General features: G+C 71.5%; 18 protein-coding genes and 1 tRNA gene. 4 read left to right on the forward strand and 15 right to left on the reverse strand.

The annotated features are described in order from the left end of the window. Positions 1 to 22: 22 nt before the first annotated feature. The 6 genes from pth to BIV23_RS04275 all read right to left on the reverse strand — a co-directional run bounded on the left by pth (position 23) and on the right by BIV23_RS04275 (position 5137). Positions 23 to 625 (reverse strand): aminoacyl-tRNA hydrolase, encoded by a 603-nt coding sequence (gene pth / locus BIV23_RS04250; protein ID WP_071379363.1) that lies wholly within the window; start codon positions 623 to 625, stop codon positions 23 to 25. 75 nt (positions 626 to 700) lie between these two features. Beyond that, positions 701 to 1294, reverse strand: a complete 594-nt coding sequence (locus BIV23_RS04255; protein WP_071379364.1) for a 50S ribosomal protein L25/general stress protein Ctc — start codon at positions 1292 to 1294, stop codon at positions 701 to 703. A 172-nt stretch (positions 1295 to 1466) separates the two neighbouring features. Continuing rightward, positions 1467 to 2447: a ribose-phosphate diphosphokinase gene (locus BIV23_RS04260; protein ID WP_071379365.1), complete on the reverse strand. Its 981-nt coding sequence runs from the start codon at positions 2445 to 2447 to the stop codon at positions 1467 to 1469. 153 nt (positions 2448 to 2600) lie between these two features. Then, a complete protein-coding gene (glmU, locus tag BIV23_RS04265) occupies positions 2601 to 4049 on the reverse strand; it encodes a bifunctional UDP-N-acetylglucosamine diphosphorylase/glucosamine-1-phosphate N-acetyltransferase GlmU (RefSeq protein ID WP_079172943.1) in 1449 nt (482 codons plus the stop codon). A 130-nt stretch (positions 4050 to 4179) separates the two neighbouring features. Continuing rightward, positions 4180 to 4253 (reverse strand) — tRNA-Gln (locus BIV23_RS04270). A gap of 11 nt (positions 4254 to 4264) precedes the next feature. After that, on the reverse strand, positions 4265 to 5137 hold the full coding sequence (locus tag BIV23_RS04275) for a helix-turn-helix domain-containing protein (protein ID WP_071379367.1): 873 nt from the start codon (positions 5135 to 5137) through the stop codon (positions 4265 to 4267). A gap of 166 nt (positions 5138 to 5303) precedes the next feature. Between BIV23_RS04275 and BIV23_RS04280 the strand changes: the two genes are divergently transcribed. After that, positions 5304 to 6620 (forward strand): sensor histidine kinase, encoded by a 1317-nt coding sequence (locus tag BIV23_RS04280; protein WP_071379368.1) that lies wholly within the window; start codon positions 5304 to 5306, stop codon positions 6618 to 6620. 33 nt (positions 6621 to 6653) lie between these two features. On the opposite strand, the gene BIV23_RS04285 is transcribed toward BIV23_RS04280, so the two are convergent. Next, on the reverse strand, positions 6654 to 7190 hold the full coding sequence (locus BIV23_RS04285) for an SUKH-3 domain-containing protein (protein ID WP_071379369.1): 537 nt from the start codon (positions 7188 to 7190) through the stop codon (positions 6654 to 6656). 82 nt (positions 7191 to 7272) lie between these two features. Continuing rightward, positions 7273 to 7788 carry a YwqJ-related putative deaminase gene (locus tag BIV23_RS04290; protein ID WP_071379370.1) on the reverse strand — a complete coding sequence of 172 codons (516 nt, stop codon included), beginning with the start codon at positions 7786 to 7788 and terminating at the stop codon, positions 7273 to 7275. A 263-nt stretch (positions 7789 to 8051) separates the two neighbouring features. On the opposite strand from BIV23_RS04290, the gene BIV23_RS04295 reads away from it, so the two are divergent. The 3 genes from BIV23_RS04295 (at position 8052) to BIV23_RS04305 (ending at position 13041) form a co-directional block, all read left to right on the forward strand. Next, a complete protein-coding gene (locus BIV23_RS04295) occupies positions 8052 to 9062 on the forward strand; it encodes an SMI1/KNR4 family protein (RefSeq protein WP_079172944.1) in 1011 nt (336 codons plus the stop codon). A 10-nt stretch (positions 9063 to 9072) separates the two neighbouring features. Beyond that, entirely contained in the window at positions 9073 to 11847 is a 2775-nt protein-coding gene (locus BIV23_RS04300) for an SUKH-4 family immunity protein (RefSeq protein WP_071379371.1), read from the forward strand. Positions 11848 to 12156: 309 nt separating this feature from the next. Beyond that, a complete protein-coding gene (locus BIV23_RS04305; RefSeq protein ID WP_071379372.1) occupies positions 12157 to 13041 on the forward strand; it encodes a coiled-coil domain-containing protein in 885 nt (294 codons plus the stop codon). Here BIV23_RS04305 and BIV23_RS04310 read toward each other — a convergent pair. The 7 genes from BIV23_RS04310 to BIV23_RS04340 form a co-directional block, all read right to left on the reverse strand. Continuing rightward, positions 13038 to 13832 carry an enoyl-CoA hydratase/isomerase family protein gene (locus tag BIV23_RS04310; RefSeq protein ID WP_071379373.1) on the reverse strand — a complete coding sequence of 265 codons (795 nt, stop codon included), beginning with the start codon at positions 13830 to 13832 and terminating at the stop codon, positions 13038 to 13040. The genes BIV23_RS04305 and BIV23_RS04310 overlap by 4 nt on opposite strands. Next, positions 13829 to 15091: a cytochrome P450 gene (locus BIV23_RS04315; RefSeq protein ID WP_071379374.1), complete on the reverse strand. Its 1263-nt coding sequence runs from the start codon at positions 15089 to 15091 to the stop codon at positions 13829 to 13831. The genes BIV23_RS04310 and BIV23_RS04315 overlap by 4 nt, the downstream gene beginning before the upstream one ends. 157 nt (positions 15092 to 15248) lie before the next feature. Continuing rightward, complete coding sequence (locus BIV23_RS04320) at positions 15249 to 16553, reverse strand: cytochrome P450 family protein (RefSeq protein ID WP_071379472.1); 1305 nt, start codon at positions 16551 to 16553, stop codon at positions 15249 to 15251. Positions 16554 to 16653: 100 nt separating this feature from the next. After that, the gene (locus BIV23_RS04325; protein WP_071379375.1) at positions 16654 to 17268 is read right to left on the reverse strand and encodes a GTP-binding protein; all 615 of its coding nucleotides are present in this window, start codon (positions 17266 to 17268) and stop codon (positions 16654 to 16656) included. Further along, positions 17243 to 17614 (reverse strand): DUF742 domain-containing protein, encoded by a 372-nt coding sequence (locus BIV23_RS04330; RefSeq protein ID WP_071374681.1) that lies wholly within the window; start codon positions 17612 to 17614, stop codon positions 17243 to 17245. The genes BIV23_RS04325 and BIV23_RS04330 overlap by 26 nt, the downstream gene beginning before the upstream one ends. Beyond that, entirely contained in the window at positions 17611 to 18012 is a 402-nt protein-coding gene (locus tag BIV23_RS04335) for a roadblock/LC7 domain-containing protein (RefSeq protein ID WP_071374680.1), read from the reverse strand. Before BIV23_RS04335 ends, BIV23_RS04330 begins: the two co-directional genes overlap by 4 nt. Beyond that, on the reverse strand, positions 18009 to 19214 hold the full coding sequence (locus tag BIV23_RS04340; RefSeq protein WP_177239706.1) for an ATP-binding protein: 1206 nt from the start codon (positions 19212 to 19214) through the stop codon (positions 18009 to 18011). The genes BIV23_RS04335 and BIV23_RS04340 overlap by 4 nt, the downstream gene beginning before the upstream one ends. Positions 19215 to 19401: the final 187 nt, after the last annotated feature.

Genomic DNA, 19401 nt, shown 5'->3' on the forward strand with positions numbered 1-19401 from the left:
CTGTCCGCCGTAGAAGTACATGTCAGGAGTTGTACGCGCTCTGCGCCCGCTCCAGCCCCTCCGCCAGCAGGCACTCCACCGCGTCCGCCGCGCGGTCCACGAAGTAGTCCAGCTCCTTGCGCTCCGCCGACGAGAAATCCTTCAGCACGAAGTCCGCCACCTGCATCCGCCCCGGCGGCCGCCCGATCCCGAACCGCACCCGGTGGTAATCCGCGCCCATCGCCTTCGTCATCGACTTCAGACCGTTGTGCCCGTTGTCCCCGCCGCCCAGCTTCAGCCGCAGCACGCCGTAGTCGATGTCCAACTCGTCATGAACCGCGACGACATTCGCCACCGGCACCTTGTAGAAGTCCTTCAGCGCGTTCACCGGACCGCCGGACAGGTTCATGTACGACGTCGGCTTCGCCAGCACCACCCGACGGCTCGCCGGCCCCGCCGGCCCGATCCGCCCCTCCAGCACCTGCGCCTGCGCCTTGCCCGCCCGCTTGAACTTCCCCCCGATCCGCGCCGCGAGCAGGTCCACCACCATGAAGCCGACGTTGTGCCGGTTCATGGCGTACTCCGGCCCGGGATTGCCGAGCCCGACGATCAGCCAGGGGTCACTGGCGGCGGTGGTCACGTCCATGTCTCCTTGATACGCGCCAGCCGCCGCCCCCGGACAAGGGAGCGACGGCTGAACAGTTGACGACGCCTACGGCGCTCAGGCCTCGGCGGCCTCTTCGCCCGCGGCGGCCTCACCCTCGGTCTCCTCGGCCTGCGCGGCCAGGACCTGCAGCACGACCGCGTCCTCCTCGACGGCCAGCGTGGTGCCCTTGGGAAGCGCGATGTCCTTGGCCAGGACGGACGCACCGGCCTCCAGACCCGCCACGGACACCGTCACGGACTCGGGGATGTGCGTGGCCTCCGCCTCGACCGGCAGCGCGGACAGGACGTGCTCCAGCAGGTTGCCGCCCGGGGCCAGCTCGCCCTCGGTGTGCACGGGGATCTCGACCGTGACCTTCTCGCCACGCTTGACCAGCAGCAGGTCGACGTGCTCGAGGAAGCCCTTGATCGCGTCACGCTGGACGGCCTTCGGGATCGCCAGCTCGTTGGTCTTGCCGTCGATGTCCAGGGAGATCAGGACGTTCGGCGTACGCAGCGCCATCTGCAGGTCGTGGCCCGGCAGGGTCAGGTGGACCGGGTCGGTGCCGTGGCCGTACAGGACAACCGGAACCTTGTTCTCGCGGCGGATGCGACGGGCGGCACCCTTGCCGAACTCGGTACGGCTCTCGGCGGCGAGCTTCACCTCGGACATACTGATCACTCCTCGTAGAGGTAGGACGGACGGGGTCACCCGGCCACGAACGGCCTGCTACGAAGAGCGCGTCGATAACGGACCGCCGTACACACGAGTACGGCCTCCCTCGCCGAGCAACCCGGACAGTCTACTCGGCGGAGAGGCCGCACCCAAAAGGATCTTCAGCGACTCACTGCTCGTCGAACAGACTCGTCACCGAACCGTCCTCGAAGACCTCACGCACCGCGCTCGCGATCGTCGGAGCGATCGACAGCACCTTGATCTTGTCCAGGTCCGCCGCCAGCTCACCCGGCGTCGGCAGCGTGTTCGTGAACACGAACTCACTCACCCGCGAGTTCTTCAGCCGGTCCGCAGCAGGACCGGAGAGCACACCGTGCGTGGCCGTCACGATGACGTCCTCGGCGCCGTGCGCGAACAGCGCGTCCGCGGCCGCGCAGATCGTGCCCCCCGTGTCGATCATGTCGTCCACCAGGACGCACACGCGGCCCTTGACCTCACCCACGACCTCGTGGACGGTCACCTGGTTCGCCACGTCCTTGTCACGCCGCTTGTGCACGATCGCCAGCGGCGCGCCCAGCCGGTCGCACCAGCGGTCCGCGACCCGCACCCGGCCCGCGTCCGGCGACACGACCGTCAGCTTGTCCCGGTCCACCTTGTCGCCCACGTAGTCGGCGAGCAGCGGCAGCGCGAACAGATGGTCGACAGGACCGTCGAAGAAACCCTGGATCTGGTCGGTGTGCAGATCCACGGTCAGGATGCGGTCCGCACCCGCCGTCTTCATCAGGTCGGCGATCAGACGCGCCGAAATCGGTTCACGACCCCGGTGCTTCTTGTCCTGCCGCGCGTAACCGTAGAACGGCACGATCACCGTGATGGAACGCGCCGACGCACGCTTCAGCGCGTCCAGCATGATCAACTGTTCCATGATCCACTGGTTGATCGGAGCCGTGTGGCTCTGGATCACGAAACAGTCCGCACCACGTGCCGACTCCTGGTACCGGACATAGATCTCACCATTGGCGAAATCGAAGGCCTTGGTCGGGACGACCCCGATACCCAGCTCGTGGGCGATCTCCTCGGCAAGCTCGGGGTGGGCGCGGCCGGAGAAGAACATCATCTTCTTCTCGCCGGTCGTCTTGATCCCGGTCACAGCACTGTCTCCTCAGAGGTTGTCTCATCCAGCCGGCTGCTCGTACGGCCTCCCGTCTGGGCATGAGAGGCCGAACCAGCTGGTAGGGGTCGGATGCACGCGTGCGGATGTGCACTTATCACGGTACGCCGTGTTTGGCGCACACGTTTCCGGTCAGTCCTCGCTCTCGCCCTGCCGGGACGCCGCCTCAGCCGCCTTCGCCGCGGCACTCCCCGGACGCTTCCGGGCCACCCAACCCTCGATATTCCGCTGCTGACCACGGGCCACGGCCAGCGAACCGGGCGGCACATCCTTCGTGATCACGGACCCCGCGGCGGTGTAGGCACCGTCCCCGACCGTGACAGGAGCCACAAACATGTTGTCCGAACCCGTCCGGCAATGCGACCCCACGGTGGTGTGGTGCTTGTCCTGCCCGTCGTAGTTCACGAACACACTCGCCGCGCCGATGTTCGTGTACTCACCGATCGTCGCGTCACCGACATACGAGAGATGGGGCACCTTCGTCCCCTCCCCGATCGAAGCGTTCTTCGTCTCGACGTACGTCCCGATCTTGCCCTTGGCACCCAGCCGCGTCCCCGGCCGCAGATACGCATACGGCCCCACCGTCGCGTGCGCACCGATCTGGGCCGAGTCGGACACGGTGTTGTCCACCCGCGCACCCGCGCCCACCTCGGTGTCCTTCAGCCGGCTGTTCGGCCCGACCTCCGCACCCGCGCCCACGTGCGTGGCACCAATCAGCTGCGTACCCGGATGCACGACCGCGTCCCGCTCGAAGGTCACGGTCACGTCGACCCAGGTCGTCGCCGGGTCGACGACGGTGACCCCGTCGAGCATCGCGGCCGTCAGCAGCCGGTCGTTGAGGATCCGGCGCGCCTCGGCGAGCTGCACCCGGTTGTTGATCCCGGCGATCTCGCGGTGATCGCCCGCCACCGACGCCCCGACCCGGTGCCCGGCCTCCCGCAGGATCCCGAGCACATCGGTCAGGTACTCCTCGCCCTGGCTGTTGTCCGTCCGCACCTTCTTGAGCGCCTCCGCCAGCAGCTGCCCGTCGAACGCGAACACCCCGCTGTTGATCTCCCGGACCGCCCGCTGGGCCTCGGACGCGTCCTTGTGCTCGACGATCGCGGTGACCGCGCCGGTGGCCTCGTCGCGCACGATCCGCCCGTACCCCGTCGCGTCCGGCACCTCGGCCGTCAGCACGGTCACGGCGTTGCCGTCGGCGGCGTGCGTCCCGGCGAGCTGCTTCAGGGTGTCGGCGGTGAGCAGCGGCGTGTCCCCGCAGACGACCACGACGGTCCCCTCCACGGTCCCGCCCAGCTCCTCCAGACCCATCCGCACGGCGTGCCCGGTGCCGTTCTGCTCCGCCTGCACGGCGGTCCTGGTGCCGGGGTCGATCTCGGCGAGGTGCGCGGCGACCTGCTCACGGGCGTGACCGACGACGACCACGAGGTGCTGCGGGTCCAACTCACGGGCGGCGGCCAGCACATGGCCCACGAGGGAACGGCCGCAGATCTGGTGCAGGACCTTCGGTGTGGCCGACTTCATACGGGTGCCCTCACCCGCTGCGAGAACGACGACGGCGGCCGGGCGAATGGCGCTCACGGGGTTGCCCTTCGGCTCTGGATGGGTGGGGATACAGCCGCAGGATACCGGGGCGTTTCGTGGAGGACATGAGAGCGGGCCCTGACGGTGATGACACCGGTCAGGACCCGAACCCTGGTCTTGTGTGCTGTGGCTCCCGGAGAAGGATTCGAACCCTCATTCAACGGACCAAAACCGTTTGTCCTGCCCTTAGACGATCCGGGATGAATAGCACGCTATGTCCGATTTGATTGATCGGCTTCGCGCACAGAGACCACTATGCCGCACCAGGAGCCTTCGATGCGACGGTACAAGTCCGCACCCTTCAGGACTTTGATGGCCAAGCAGCCTCGATAGGAGTCGCCGACGTTCTTGCGGACGGTCTTGGGGTTGTGTTTCTTGAGCGTTGTCTTGTTGAACGCGGAGTGGTCAGCGCCGACGAGGTCTGCCCAGTAGTTCTCGGTGGCTGTGACGTCCGCGTTTTCGTGGATCATGACGGTGTATCGGAGGCGCTCGCGCTCAACGCCCAGCAGGTCGAGCCAGGCCAGGAAGACCTGGATCATGCCAGGGTCGCTGTTGACAAAAACGACGTTCTCTCGGCGGTCGTACGGCTTGTCCTTGCCGCCCTCTGCCCAGTACAGGCCGACGCCCAACAGGAACAGTTCACGGTCGGACAGCTTGCCGACTGCTGCCGCTGCTGCCTGCTTGGCCGCTTCTCGCTCGAGGTCCTGGACAGCGCGCTTGTGCGCCAGCCCCTCGTGCATGAGAGCCCTCTGCGCTTCGGGTGTGTAGCGCGGTTCCGGCTTCGGCAGGTCCCGCACCCACAGCGACACCGAACTGCGCGAGCAGCCCAGCTCCGCCTCGATCTGGTCGTACGTCCAGCCCTGGAGCCGTAGCTCCCGGGCTTTTGCCCGCAGATCGTCCTTCGCGTTCGGGCGCTTTGTCCACCCCGGGGGCGGTTCGCCCTTCACGAGCTGGTTGAGGATGTCGTTGTTGAAGATCTTCAGCTCGTCCCGGATCTGCCGGAGGCTGTAGCCCGCCCGCCGCAAGGCCACCGCCTGTTCCCGTAATCCCTCGAAGTCGGCGTATTTGCCATGTGTATGTGTCATAGGCATATCGTCCTGGCGGAATGATCCGTTCCGGACGTGAACGGGTGTGGTTCACCAGTTCGAGGGATATCGGATCGTTTCGAGGTCGCTCGGTCACGGAGTGTGGTGTGTTGCGGTAGGCGAAAGTCGCCGGAAACGGCGGACCGGTCGCCCGTAGGCTGGATGCATGACCACGACGGGGGAAGAGCACACCGGGGGCCCGACCGGCCCCTGGTGGTGGGCCAGGTGGCGCGGTGCGGTGCTCGACGGGAGTCTCGCGCTGGTGTCGGCTGTGGAGTGCGGTGCCGAGGGGGTGCCGTTCGCTCGGGACGCGGGGATACCGGTGTTCCTCGGGGTTCTGTTCGGGGTGATCGCCGGTTCGGTGCTGTTGGTGCGGCGGAAGTGGCCGATCGCCGTCGTGCTGGTCGCCATCGCGATCACGCCGGCCGAGATGGGCTTCCTGATGGGCATCGTCGGTCTGTACACGCTGGCGGCCTGCGAGCTGCCGCGGCGGGTCATCGGTGCGCTGGCGGGGATGTCGTTGCTGGGCACGATGATCGTGACGTTCGTGCGGGTGCGGCAGAGCATGGCGAGCGGGGATCTGACGCTGGGCGACTGGTTCGTGCCGTTCGCGGCGGTGACGACGTCGTTGGGGCTGACGGCTCCGCCGTTGCTGTTCGGGCTGTACGTGGGTGCGCGGCGGCGGTTGATGGAGAGCCTGCGGGAGCGGGCGGACAGTCTGGAGCGCGAGCTCCAGTTGCTCGCGGAGCGGGCGGAGGAGCGGGCCGAGTGGGCGCGGGGCGAGGAGCGGACGCGGATCGCGCGGGAGATGCACGACGTCGTGGCGCATCGGGTGAGCCTGATGGTGGTGCATGCGGCGGCGTTGCAGGCGGTGGCGCGGAAGGATCCGGAGAAGGCGGTGCGCAACGCGGCTCTGGTGGGGGACATGGGGCGCCAGGCGCTGACGGAGCTGCGGGAGATGCTCGGGGTGCTGCGGGCCGGTGAGGATGTGGTTGGCCGGCGGGGTGCGGGGGTGCCGTTGGCGGCGGTGGGGGAGGCGGCCGCGGCGGCGGCGGACCGGGCGGTGGGCGAGACGGTGTCCGGGGACGGGCCGTGCCTGTCCGAGCTGGACGAGTTGATCGGGCAGTCGGCGGCGGCGGGGATGGTCGTGGAGTTGTCGGTGATGGGGGAGGTGCGGTCGTATGCGGCGCAGGTCGAGCAGACGGCGTACCGGGTGGTGCAGGAGGCGTTGACGAACGTCCACAAGCATGCGGCGGGTGCGAAGACGCATGTGCGGTTGGCGCACCGGGTGTCGGAGATCGCGATGCAGGTGGAGAACGAGGCGCCGCCGGAGCCGGGTTCCGCGTCCGCGGCGGGGCTGCCGTCGGGCGGGAACGGTCTGGTGGGAATGCGGGAGCGGGTCGCGGCGCTGGGCGGCGTGTTCGTGTCGGGTCCGACGGATGCGGGGGGTTTCCGGGTGTCGGCGGTGATTCCGGCGGCGTAGGCGCCTGCCCGGGGGCTGCCCCGCTCCCGTGTGTCAGCCGGCGGTCAGGCGTACCGGTTCGATGCCGGTGATGAGGGTGGCGAGGGCGTGGTCGATGTCGGGGCCGACGTACCAGTCGCCGGTGTGGTCGAGGGTGTAGACGCGGCCTTCGGCGTCGATCGCGAGCGCGGCGGTGGTGTCGGTCTCCTGGCCGAGGGGGCACAGTTCGGTGCCGAGGGCGAGGCCGAGGTCGCCGAGGGTGCGGGCGAGGTGGCGGCCGTGGAGCGGGTCGAGGTGGAGGGTGGCGGGCGCGATCTGGCGGCCGGGTCCGCCGGGGGTGATGCGGAGTCCGCCGAATTCGGCCCAGGCTTCGACGGCGGCGGGGAAGACGGTGTGCCGGTGGCCGGCGGGTGAGGTGTGCTCGCGCAGGGTGTCGGCCCAGAACTCGGCTTGTTTTATGTCCCAGCGTCCGGGTTGCCAGCCGGCGGAGCGCAGGGCCGCGTCGACGGGGACGGAGAAGCGTGGTGCGGTTGCCCCGTGCTCGGCGGCTGGGCGGGGGAGCTTGGGGGTGGTGGCGTGGTCGGGGTGCATCTGCCCTTCGTTCGTCGTGCCGGCGGTGGTGCGGCGTTGGTACGGGGTGTGACGGCGGTTTTCGGCCGTCGGTTGCCGCGGGTCAGTCGTCGGTTGCCGTGGGGTCGACGATGCGGACGCCGAAGTGGGAGCTGAGGGCGGTGCAGGCGCGGCAGGGGGTGGCGAAGCTCCCGTGGAGGGGGTCGCCGTCCTCGCGTATGCGGCGGGCGGTCAGTTTGGCGTGTTTGAGGGCTTTGCGGGCCTCGCTGTTGGTCATGGGTTTGCGGGCGGCGCGTTTGCTGCGGGTCGCGTCGGCGGCGGTGATGTGCCGGGAGATGAGGATCGTCTCGGCGCAGCGGCCGGTGAAGCGGTCGCGCTGGGCGCTGGTGAGGGTGTCGAGGAAGTCCTGGACGAGGGGGTGCAGGGCGGGGGGTGTGTCGCCGCGGGCGGCGGTGCCTGTGAGGGTGGCGCCGTGGACGGAGAGGGCGGCGGCGACGGTGGGCAGGATGCCGTCGCGGCGGTGGCGGAGCGCGGGGACGGGGGGTGTGTCGGGTCCGCTCCAGCCGATCCGGGGGTCGCCGGAGCGCACGTCGGTACCTCCGTGGTGCAAGGTATTCATGATCGTCTTCCCCTCCCGGGCATCCCCCCGAAGGACACAGGGTGCCAAATGCCGTGGCTGGTGCGGAAGCTGGGGCGGTGCGACACGCCCGGACCGGGGCTGGTCGTCACGGTGGAGTGACGGCGGGTCACGGAAGCGGAGGCGTGGTTTCCGTGGGGTTGCGGTGGGCCGGTGACCGGGGTGCGTGTACCGCATAGGCTGTCGCCATCCGCCGATCGATACCGCCGATTGAGGCCTGAGAGAACGCCCAGGGGGCTACCGCCATGACGACAGGTCGGCTCGGGCAGCAAGCCGCGCCGCCGAACGCGGCCTATGCCGGGCAGGTCGTGCATTTCCCGGATCCGGTCCGGGCGGCGCGTCACCCGAGAGGAGTACGGGTCGACGAGCGCGGTTACCCGGATTTCGCTCCGTACGCGCGTGTGGCGGTGGAGATCGCCGAGCCGCCGGACGGGTTCGGGGTGGACGAGCTGCGGCTGACGGACTTCGTGTCGGCGAACGCCGCGCTGGCCGCGGACCGGCACGAGTTGTGGGACACGGTGCCGGACGTGGCGACGCCGCACGGCTGGACCTGGCACCACGTCGCGGGTACGCGGCGGCTGGAGCTGGTCCCGGTCGAGGTGAAGGCGCTGTTGCGGCACCACGGCGGGATCGCGACGGCGCCGGTGGACCACGGCAAGCGCGGTACGCGGCCGTTGCAGGAGACGCGGCCGGCGCACTTCGGGCTGCCGAAGTCGGGTGTGGCGGTGTCGGAGGCGCAGGTGCTGGGGGTCGAGGAGGATCTCGGCTACCGGCTGCCGGGCGCGTACCGCTCGTTCCTGAAGGCGGCGGGCGGCTGCGCGCCGGTGGGCACGGCGCTGGACGCCGAGCTGGGTCTGTTGGTGGACCAGCCGTTCTTCACGGTGCGGGACGAGGCGGCGGTCAACGACCTCGTGTACGTCAACAAGTGTCTGCGTGACCACCTGACGAAGGACTACCTCGGTGTGGCCTTCGTCCAGGGCGGCCTGCTCGCGGTGAAGGTGAAGGGCGCGCGGCCGGGTTCGGTGTGGTTCTGCGCGTACGACGATGTGCGGGATGTGGATCCGTCGTGGTCGCCGGCGGAGCGGGTGGAGCGGTTGCTGCTGCCCGCGGGTGACGACTTCGACGCGTTCCTGTCCCGGTTGGCGGGTAGTCCGCCGGAGTTGGAGACGGTGGCGAATCTGATGGTCGACGGCGGTTTCGCCCATGTCGTCCCGGTGTCGTCCGGTTCGGCGTCGTCCGGTCCGGTGGGGGAGTGAGCTTCAGGCGATGGTGACCTACGCGCAGGCGCAGGAGCGCGCCGAGGAGTGGATCAACGGCGACGTGCCCGCGTACCAGCATCGTGAGGTGCGGGTGCGGGAGTTCGAGCTGGGTTTCGTGGTGTGGGGCGAGGACCGGGCGGAGGGTCCGCGTTCGGACGGGGGCGGGCAGCGGCTCGTCATCGCCCGGGACAGTGGGGAGGCGACGCTGTGGCCGGCGCTGCCGGTGGGCGAGGTGATCCGCCGCTTCGAGGAGGAGTACGGCGGTCCCGACGGTCCGCAGGGCGCGGCACCGGCACCGGCGCCCGCCCGTGTCGACCTGAACCAGACGTCGTTCCTGTTGACTCCGCCGGAGTGGCTGCAGGAGGCGGCGGACAAGCTGGGCATCGGCGAACGGCGCCCGGGGGCCGGGTCCGGTGCGGGTGCGGGTGCCGGGGCTTCGGCCGCCGGTGGTGCGGGGCTGGCGGAGACGCAGGCCGGGGTGCCGGCGGCCGCGCCCCCCGCGGCCGCGCCTGCCCCGGGTGTGCCTGCTGCCGAGGTGCCGGTGGGGTCGACGCCGTGGGCCGGTACGGACACCAACGCGGACCCCGGTGAGGAGGACCGTTCCGTTCCGCTGCCCGCGACGGTGTTCGCGCCGCCGCTGAGCGAGCCCGACGTTCCCCGGCCTCCGGCGTCCACGCCGGAGGCGAAGACGGCGCTGATGTCGGGAGGAAGCCAGCTGCCGCCGACGGCGGTCGCGCCGGCGCTCGACGCTTCCCGAGTGCCGGGCGCGCAGGGCGGTCCGCCCGCTCCGGGTGGTGCGCCGGGTGCGCCCGGGGGGCCCGCGGCTCCTGCCGCGCCGGGTGCCGCGCAGACCAGCACGCCCCCGCCCCCGCCGCCCGGTACGCCGCCGTACGCCTACCCGCAGGCGCCGGGCGCACCCGGCACGCCTCCGCCGGGCGTACCGGCTCAGGCGCCGGCGTCCGGCGCCCCGTTCCCGCCCCCGGGCGCCCACCCGTCCCCGCCGCCTCCGGGCGGCCCCTCGTACGGCTATCCGCAGGCGCCGGGCGGTGCCTCGGACGCGTCGCTGATGTCGGCGGACTCCGGCACGTCCGGGCGGTCGCTCGCGCCGAACGCCGGGGACATCGCGGACGCCGCGACGAGCAAGGCCGCACCGCCGCCGAGGAAGGCGCGTGGTGGCGCGGGCGCGCCGCCTCCGCCGCCGGGTGCGCCGGGCACACCGGGTGCGCGCCCGGGGGGTCCGATGCCGCCGCCCGCGCCGGGTGCGTCCGCGAACGCCTATGTGCCGACGCAGTTCGCGCCGGCGCTCGGTCCGGAGGGACTCCGGGGCCCGGGTGCCCCGGGTGCTCCGGGTGTGCCGAATGCGCCGGGTGCCCCCAACCCGCCTGCCCCGCCTGCCCCGCCGGGGGGCAACGTGCACCAGGCGGCCACGATGCTGGCCGATCCCAGCCAGCTGGGCGGGGGTGCGCCGCAGCCGCCGGGCGCACCGGGTGCCCCCGGCGTTCCGGGTGTGCCTCCCGCGCCCGGCGCGCCCCAGCCTCCGGGAGCCCCCGGGGCCCCTGGTGCCCCCGGCCTTCCGCAGTCCCCGGGTGCTCCCGCCGGACCCGGTGCGCCCGGTGGCGGCCGGGGTGCCGTGCACCAGGCGGAGACCATGCTCGCCGCGCCGCCGGTGGGCGGGCCGGGCGCGCCCGTGCCGCCCGCCCCGCCCGGTCCGGGCGCCCCCGGCATGCCGCCGGGCGCTCCGCAGCCGATGCCGCCGGGCGGGCCCGTCCCGGGGCAGCAGCCGGCGTACGGGTATCCGCCGCAGGGGCAGCCGACGGTCGGCCCCGGCTACCAGGCCGTGCTGCGCTACCGCGCGCAGGACGGCTCGGAGCAGCAGCTGATCCGGCGTTCGGCGCCCGGCACGCCGCATCCGGAGTGGCAGATCTTCCATGAGCTGCGGGCGATGAACGTGCCGTCGGACCAGGTGCTGGAGCTGCACACGGAGCTGGAGTCGTGCGAGCTGCCGGGTGCCTACTGCGCGCGGATGATCCGGGAGCAGTGGCCGCAGGCACGGATCGCGAGCATCGCGCCGTACGGCACGGACCACGCGAGCCGGCAGCAGGGGATGCAGCAACTGCTGGCGCACCAGGGCGAGTTGCACCAGGTGGCGGACGGGCCCGCGCGGCCCGCGCCGGTGCGCGCGCCGCTACCGCCGGTGCAGGCCGCGCCGCCCGTCCCGCCGGATGCCATCGCGCAGGAGCTGGCGGCGGCGTTCGGGCCGGCGGTGTTCCGGTTCGAGCAGCAGGCGGTGTCGCGGCAGGGCGTGCCGCCGGTCGTGGCGCACACGCTGGTGGTGGCCGGGCTGCCGGTGGACATGGGGCCGTTCTTCTGGGCGCAGGCCCAGCCGGGCCGGCCGGTGCCGACGCTGGCGGAGCTGGCGGCCGAGCGGGGGGTGCAGCCGGCGGCGGACGCGGGCTCGTACCTCGTGATGGGCACCGACTTCGGCCGGGCGATCTGTGTGCAGTACGGCACGGCGAACATCGTGGCCGTCCCTGTGGAGGCGGGGCCGGGCGGTGCTCCGGTGCCGCCGCAGTTCGTGAACACCGGGCTGCCGGAGTTCGCCCGCTGTCTGGCCCTGCTGGGCCGGATGTGGCGGCTGCGGTACGGCCTCAACCAGGAGCAGGCGGGCCGCTGGACCGTCGACTTCCAGGCGCAGCTGGCCGCGCTGGACCCGGCGGCGCTCGGTTCGCCGGAGAGCTGGTGGTCGGTGCTGCTGGAGCAGATGTGGGACGGCCTGCTGTAGCGGACGCCGTCCGGTGGTGAATCCGGGATGCCCTTCACGCGTGCGTGAAGGGCATCCCGCGTTGTACGGCCGTTTCGCGCTGTGCCCGGGAGCCCGTCGGCCGAACGGGTTCCCGGCCTGATCGTCTGCCGTGCCGGGGAGGCGCGGGGAACGGCCGTCCGTACGACGCCGATCGCGGTGTGCGGGTATTCGAGCGTGACGTGGCTGCGGAGTGTCGCGTTATGAACACTTACGCCCGATCCATCAAGATGTGCGCGAAATCAACCTGTCGGGTATGTCATGGATGTCTGGTGGAGAGGGGTTCCCACGGTGAGCAGTGCATCGATGCCGCCGCACGGCTTCGTGACCGTCCGGGGGCGCGGCTACCGTCCCGAACAGGTGGAGGCCTTCGTGCGGGCGCTGTTCGACGACCGGGACGCCGCGTGGGAACGCGCCGCGCGGCTGACCGTGCTCGCCCGGGAGATGGGGGAGGAGGCCGCCCGCGCGCGCGAGAGGGTCGCCCGGCTCGCACCGCAGACGTACGAGACGCTCGGGGAGTCCGCGCAGCGCCTGTTCCAGGTCGTGCAGCAGGAGGCGGCGGACCTGCGAGAGCGCGCGCGGCGTGCGGCGGACGAGGGGATCGCGCAGGCCGAGGCGGACGCCGCGCGTACGCTCCAGGAGGCGCGGGACGCCGCGGACGCGCTCCGCGCGGAGGCCGACGACTACGCCGACCGGCTCCTCCTCGCCGCGCGCGCCGAGGCCGACGACTTCCGCATCGGCAGCCGGCGCGCGGTGAAGGCGGGCCGTACGGAGGCGCTCTCGGCGGTGCGCGAGGTACGGCGGCGCACCGAGGGCATGCTCGGCGAGCAGTCCCGGGAGCACACCGAGCGCTGGGCCGAGATGGAGCGCGAGCACGCCGAGCGGGCCGCCGCGCTGGACGCGCGGTACACCGAGCGGATGAGCCGGGCCGAGGCCGAGCTGGCCGCGGCCGAGCGGGCCCTGCGAGAGGTCGAGGAGGCGGCGGTCCGCAACCAGGAGGAGGCACGCGTGCGTGCCGACGAGATTCTCGCGCACGCGCGCGTGCGCGAGGAACGCATCGCCGGCGAGACCGAACAGGTGCTGCGCGAGCACGGCGAGGCCTGGGACGTCGTGCACGCGCAGATGGACACCGTGCGCAACCGCCTGATGATGCTGACGGGGCGAGCCGTGGACTAGCGGGTGTCGTGGGAGCGGAACTGCTCCGCCACCACCGCCGCCATCAGCTCGGCGTCGAAGGCGGAGGCGTCGGCGAGGCGGGTGGCGGCGGACAGGGAGTTGAGGAGGGTCTTGGTGACCCTCAGGGCGGTCGGGGGGCGGCGGACGATGGGCCTGGCCCAGGCGCTCACGGCCGCGTCGAGTTCGCGGGCGGGGACGGTTTTCTGGAGGACGGACAGGGTCGCGGCCTCCGCGGCGCCGAAGACGCGTCCGGTGAGGATGAGTTCGCGTACGCGGGCGGCGCCGACCTCGCTGATCAGGCGCGGGAGCAGGCCGCCCCAGGCGGTGGGCAGGCCGAGGGCGAGTTCGGGGAGGCGGAAGGTCGCGTCGTCGGCGCCGACCCGCAGATCGCAGGCGAGGGCCAGGGCGAGGCCGGCCCCGATGGCCTTGCCCTGGACGCGTGCGATGGTGACGGCGGGGTTGGCGGTGAGCGCGTCGCAGACGCGGCGCGCCTTGGTGCCGGACAGGCGGATGCCGCTCGCCGCGGGGTCGGCGGCGAGGTGCTCGGCGAACTCGCTCCGGTCGCCGCCGAGACAGAAGTCGGGGCCGGCCGCGCGGAGCACCAGCACCCGGACGGCGGGGTCCTCGTCGCCGAGGACGGTCAGCAGGTCGTCCAGCATCGCGTCGGTGACGGCGTTGCCCTGTTCGGGGAGGTTCAGTTCGATGGTCAGCACGGGACCCTGCCGGTCGGTGCGCAGGGTCTTGAGTATCCGGCCGGCCGGGAGCGCGCTGAGGGGCGGGGCGGGCGTCATGTCGTCACTTTCAGGGAGGCGGCGCGTCGGAAGACCATGCGAGGGGCGTAGACGGGTGGCCCGGTGGGCCGCAACGCGGGGAAACGGCGCAGCAGTTCGGTGAGCAGGACGCGGGCCTCCAGCCGGGCGAGGGCCGCGCCGAGGCAGTAGTGCGCGCCGCCGCCGAAGGTGAGGTGGCCGCCGCGGCGCCGGATGTCGAAGACGTGCGGCTCGGGGTTGCGGCGGGGGTCGTGGTTCGCGGCGCCGTACAGGACGTGGACGGTGGTGTCCCGGGCGATCGGCACTCCGGCGAGGACGGTGTCGTCGGCGGCGACACGGGAGTTGAGGTGGATCGGCGGGTCGTAGCGCAGGACCTCGTCGATGGCGTCGTCGAGGTCCTCGGGGTGGCGGCGCAGCCGCTCGGCCCGGGCGGGCTCGCCGGTCAGCAGCCAGACGGCGTTGGCCAGCAGGGTCGCCGTGGTCTCCAGGGAGGCGATGGTGACGAACATCGTCAGGTCGTAGAGGATCTGGTCGGCGGCCGTGCGGTCGCCCGCGTGCACGGCGTCCCAGTAGCGGATCCAGCCGGACAGGACGTCGTCCCCGGGGCGGGCGCGCCGCTCGCTGATCAGGCGGGTGAAGAAGGCCCGCATCTCCAGGGTGGCCTTCGCGGACACGGCCAGTTCGCTCTTGGTCGGCAGCAGTTCCTGGGCGTGCACCTGGCGGTGGGTGAAGCTCAGGATGCGCGGATAGTGCTCCTCGGGGACGGCGAGCCACCGGCCGACGGTGTGGAGGGGGAGCTGTTCGCCGACGACGGCGGCGAAGTCGGCCTCGCCCCGGGTGCGCAGTTCGTCGTCGAGGCGGTCCAGGAGCCGGGTGACGTGGGCGGTGATCTGCGGCTCCATGACCTCCAGCGTGCGGCGGTCGAAGAGGTTGCCCAGGGCGCGGCGCTGACTCGTGTGAGCGGGCGCGTTGAGCCGGGAGAGGGTCCGGGTCATCTCCTGGGTGGCAGGCGCATGCCAACGCCTGGTGTCGGGCTGCCGCTGCTGCCAGGCGAAGTCCGGGACCAGCCAGTTCCTGCCGCGCAGGACCTGGTTGCAGGCGTCGAATCCGGTGACGAAGAAGCCGCCCCAGGGAGCGGGGACCACATCGCCCAGAGCGCGTAAACCGGCCCAGACGGGGAGGGGGTTGGCCTGCCCCTCACCGGAACGCAGGCGACGGAGGAGGGAGATGACGGCCCGGCGGTCGGTCGTGGTACCGCGTATGTCGCCAACGGCGGTCACGCGAAGCTCCTTTGTGGCATGGGCGCTACCGATACCGCCGGAACCTACCCTTCCCCTCCCCCGCATCATGCGCCTCTGTGTGTTGCTCCTGTCACATGCGGTGGCCGGATTTCACCGCCGTCACTTTTCCGCCACAAGCGCGGCGCCCGGTTCCGCATCAGACGCGGAAAATGTCCAGGAACGAGCTCCAGAAACCCTTCTTCCTGGCCGGTTCCTGACGCGTGGCCGCGACGGCCGGCGCGACCGGGTGCGGCTGCTCCGCCGGGACGTGCGCGGACCGTTTCTGGAGGTGCGCCGCCATCCGGGTGGCCGGCGCCGGGCTGAACGCCACCGGCATGGTGGCCAGCGCCCGGTGGAAGGGGCCCGGCCGCCACTGGAGGTCCTTCTCGGCCACGGCCAGGGTCAGGTCGGGCAGCGCGTTGAGCAGCCGCTCGACCGCAGTGACCGCGATGACCTGTGCCGGGTCCTTGGCCGGGCAGGCGTGCGGGCCCGCGCCCCAGGCCAGGTGGGCGCCCTTGCCGTGGGCGCGCCGGGCCTCGGCCAGCACGGGGTCGCTGTTGGCGGCGGCGAAGCTGATGACGACCGGGGTGCCGGTCTCGGCCACCACGCCCCCGAGGTCGACGTCCTGGAGCGGGTAGTGGGTGGCGTAGTTGGCGATCGGCGTCTGGTGCCACAGCACATGGTCGATCGCCTCCTCCACCAGCATGCCGGCGCCGTGGTCCTCGTCGGGCGCGAGCAGCAGGAGCAGGGCGTTGCCGATGAGGTTGCGCTCGGGTTCGACGCCCGCGCCCATCAGCATGACCAGCTGGTCCTTGAGTTCCTCGTCGGTCAGGCCCGCCGGGTGCTGGATGAGCCAGGAGGTGACGTCGTCGCCGGGCTGGCGGCGCTTGAGGGCGATCAACGCCATGAGGCAGGCGGTGAGTTCCTCGTTGGCGCGCACCGCGTCCTTGCCGTCGAAGATCGCCGACATGGCGCTGGTGAGGGTGTCGCCGATGTCCGCCGGGCAGCCGAAGAGCTTGTTGAACAGCAGCAGCGGCAGCAGCTTGGCGTAGTCGTTGAGCAGGTCGGCCCGGCCGCGCTCGCTGAACTGGTCGATCAGGTAGTCGGCGATCGGCTCGACGTCGCGGCGGATCCGGCTGATGTTGAGCCGCCCCAGGCTGTCGGTGACGGCCTTGCGCAGTCGCAGGTGCACCGCGCCGTCCGTGAACAGGCAGTTGGGCCGGTACGCCATCATCGGCAGGACCGGGTTGTCCAGGCCGATGCGCCCCTCGGCCAGGGCCTTCCAGCGGCGCGCGTCGCGGGCGAAGAGCGTGGGGTTCTGCAGGACGCGCAGCGCCGTCTCGTACCCGACGACCAGGGTGGCGTCGACCCCGGGCGCGAGTTCGACGGGTCCGGCCGGCGCCTTCGCGCGCAGCCGGTCGTAGACCTCGTGCGGGTCGGCGGCGAACGCGGCGTCGTGCATGGGGCATCTGCCGCCGACGGCGGCGGATGCGATCGGGCTGTCCATGAGACTTCTTCCTCCAGTTCCCGGCACGGGGGCCGGGGGTGGGCCGGCGGGCTGGTCAGGCCGCGCGGTCGAGCAGATGACGGACCAGCGCGATCAGCGCGTGGCCGGAGGACTGGCGGTCGCGGGCGTCGCAGTAGACGACCGGGGTGTCCGGGAGCAGGTCGAGCGCCTCGCGGACCTCCGCCTCCGCGTAGACCCGGTCGGCCTCGAAGGTGTTGACCGCGATCGCGTACTCCAGCCCGTAGCTCTCGATGAGGTCGATGACGGGGAACGTCTCCTCCAGCCGGCCGGGATCGACCAGCAGCAGGGCGCCGAGCGCGCCGCGGGCCATGTCCTCCCACAGCTGCATGAACCGCTGCTGGCCCGGGGTGCCGAACAGGTACAGCACGAGTTCGTCGCTCAGCGTGAGCCGGCCGAAGTCGAGGGCCACGGTGGTGGTGGTCTTGCCGGTCACGCCGTGCAGGTCGTCCACGTGGAGCGACGCCTGCGTCATCTTCTCCTCGGTGCGCAGCGGGGTGATCTCCGACAGCGAGCCGATCAGGGTCGTCTTGCCCACGGCGAAGTGCCCTACCACCAGGATCTTCGCCGCGCTGGTCACCTCGCTGGAGACGTAGATGGAGCCGCCTGTGCTCCCGTCCGCCGTCTCAGCCGATGAGGGATTGGAGTCCATTCAGAACCTTTTCGAGGGTCGCTCTGTCTACGTTCTGGTGTCGGGGCGGGGCGGCGCGCAGCAGCAGATGCCCCTGCGCCGATAAATCGGTCAGCAGCAACCGGACGACGCCGACGGGCAGTTCGAGGTGGCCGGCCACCTCGGCGACGGACAGGTATCCCCCCGAGACCAGCTCCCAGATCGCCCGGACCTCGGGACCGGCCCCCAGCGGAAGGGTCCGCTCGGGAGCCAGGGTGACGAGGGTGTGCAGGGCCAGGTCCTCGGACGTGGGCAGGCTCCGGCCGCCGGTGATGACATAGGAGCGGACGAAGTCGCTGGTGACCGCTTCCTCGCCGGGCGTCCTCATGAGCGGGCACCGCTCTCCGAGCGGGGCGCCACGCTCATCGCCTTGCTGAGGGCGTTCACCGTCTTCTGCATCCGGAACGACACCGCCTCCATGTCGACGTCCAGCGCGGCCGAGACCGCCAGGTAGGAGCCCTGGCCGGCGGCGCTGAGGAAGATCCAGCCGCCGTCGTACTCCAGCAGCGTCTGCTTCCAGATCCCGTGACCCGCCCCGACGAAGTGGGCGACGGCACGGCTGAGCGACTGCATGGAGCTCATCGCGGCCGCGTTGGTCTCCGCGTCGTCCCGGCTGATGTCGTCGGAGCGCTGCAGCAGCAGGCCGTCGCCCGAGACGAGGATGGCGTGGCGGGCCCCGCGCACCTCGAGCACGTCGTTCAGCACCCACGACAGGTCGGTGTTCACTGGTTCTGAGGTCCTTCCGTGGTGTTGTCCCGGCCGAGCAGCGTGCCGCGGGCGAACGCTCCGATCCGCGACGCCGTCACCTCGCTGGCGGGTACGGACGTGCCGTCCTGTGCGGGGGCCACGGCGTCGGGCACGGCCGCCACCGACACGGGACCCTTGCGCCGGCGGCGCTTGGGCAGACCGCCCTGTGTGGTCCCCACCACGTGCGAGGGGCCCACGACCGGGACCGGGGCCAGCCGCTGCGGGGCGGGGGTCTCCTCGATGCCGGGCTCCTGGACGGGCTCGGGCTGCGGGACGTCGGGGGTCAGGAGGTCCTCCGGGACACGGATCACTGCGCGCACACCGCCGTAGGGCGAGACCGAGCCGACGGACACGGCGAAGCCGTAGCGGGCGGCGAGCATGCCGCAGACGGCGAAGCCGAACCGGGGCGGGTCGCCGAGCGCGGTGATGTCCACGGGGCGGTCGGGGGAGAGCAGGGCGGCGGCGCGGTCCTTGGTCTCCTGGTCCATGCCGAGACCCGCGTCGTCGACGATGAAGCACACGCCGGTGGGGACGGCCTGGATGTTGACCTCGACCGGTGTGCCGGGGGCGCTGTAGTTGGTCGCGTTGTCCAGCAGCTCGGCGAGGACGACGGCCACCGGTTCCACGGCCTTGTTCGCGATGGAGATGCTGACCTGGGAGTGGACGCCGACGCGGCTGAAGTCCTTGATGCGGCCCTGGGCGCTGCGGGCGACGTCGTAGACGCTGGCGGCGCTGTCGCGGCGGCCCAGCCAGCCGCCGCACAGCACCGAGATGCCCTTGGCGCGGCGGCCGAACTGGCTGCCGGTGTGGTCGACGGACATCAGGTCGGCGAGCACACCGGTGTCGTCGCCGTACTTCTTCAACAGCCCGTCCAGGAGGACCTGTTGCTCCTCCGCGAGGGACTGCAGGGTACCCATCGCGGACTTGAGCACGGCCTTGGTCGCCGCCTCGGCGTCCGCGCGGACGCCGGCCAGGTCGTGGTCGTGCTGCGCGCTCAGCGTCGCGATGTGCGCGTGCAGGTGGCCGGCCTCGCCGCGGGCGGCGGTGAGGCCGGCTTCGAGGTCGTTCTTCTTTCTTCGGAGAGCCTGGTTGGTTCTCCTGGCCCGCAGTACTGCGATCACCGCAGCGGCGAGCACAACAATCAAGATCCACAGGAGTGGATCTTGGATCAATGACGTCATGAGACTCTCTTCAAGTCGCGTCGCGCGGGGGAACAGGCCTCAGTCCTACAGGCGGACCAACATCCACTCCTTAGCGACGGGGCCTTGCAGACTTCCCCCGTGCACGTCATCACGACGCGCCGTCAGCCTACCGAAAAGTGGCATGATCGTATCAGTCACAAGGTGTCAACAAGCTTGCACCTGTTGC

The organism is Streptomyces monashensis, assembly GCF_001866665.1.
Lineage (GTDB): Bacteria > Actinomycetota > Actinomycetes > Streptomycetales > Streptomycetaceae > Streptomyces > Streptomyces monashensis.

Coding starts and splice junctions, on each gene's coding strand:
- pth (WP_071379363.1), bottom strand. CDS start 625: ATGGACGTGACCACCGCCGCCAGTGACCCCTGGCTGATCGTCGGGCTC.
- BIV23_RS04255 (WP_071379364.1), bottom strand. CDS start 1,294: ATGTCCGAGGTGAAGCTCGCCGCCGAGAGCCGTACCGAGTTCGGCAAG.
- BIV23_RS04295 (WP_079172944.1), top strand. CDS start 8,052: ATGACGACAGGTCGGCTCGGGCAGCAAGCCGCGCCGCCGAACGCGGCC.
- BIV23_RS04275 (WP_071379367.1), bottom strand. CDS start 5,137: ATGACACATACACATGGCAAATACGCCGACTTCGAGGGATTACGGGAA.
- BIV23_RS04330 (WP_071374681.1), bottom strand. CDS start 17,614: ATGAGGACGCCCGGCGAGGAAGCGGTCACCAGCGACTTCGTCCGCTCC.
- BIV23_RS04300 (WP_071379371.1), top strand. CDS start 9,073: ATGGTGACCTACGCGCAGGCGCAGGAGCGCGCCGAGGAGTGGATCAAC.
- BIV23_RS04325 (WP_071379375.1), bottom strand. CDS start 17,268: ATGGACTCCAATCCCTCATCGGCTGAGACGGCGGACGGGAGCACAGGC.
- BIV23_RS04320 (WP_071379472.1), bottom strand. CDS start 16,553: ATGCACGACGCCGCGTTCGCCGCCGACCCGCACGAGGTCTACGACCGG.
- BIV23_RS04310 (WP_071379373.1), bottom strand. CDS start 13,832: ATGACGCCCGCCCCGCCCCTCAGCGCGCTCCCGGCCGGCCGGATACTC.
- BIV23_RS04290 (WP_071379370.1), bottom strand. CDS start 7,788: ATGAATACCTTGCACCACGGAGGTACCGACGTGCGCTCCGGCGACCCC.
- BIV23_RS04285 (WP_071379369.1), bottom strand. CDS start 7,190: ATGCACCCCGACCACGCCACCACCCCCAAGCTCCCCCGCCCAGCCGCC.
- BIV23_RS04340 (WP_177239706.1), bottom strand. CDS start 19,214: ATGACGTCATTGATCCAAGATCCACTCCTGTGGATCTTGATTGTTGTG.
- BIV23_RS04280 (WP_071379368.1), top strand. CDS start 5,304: ATGACCACGACGGGGGAAGAGCACACCGGGGGCCCGACCGGCCCCTGG.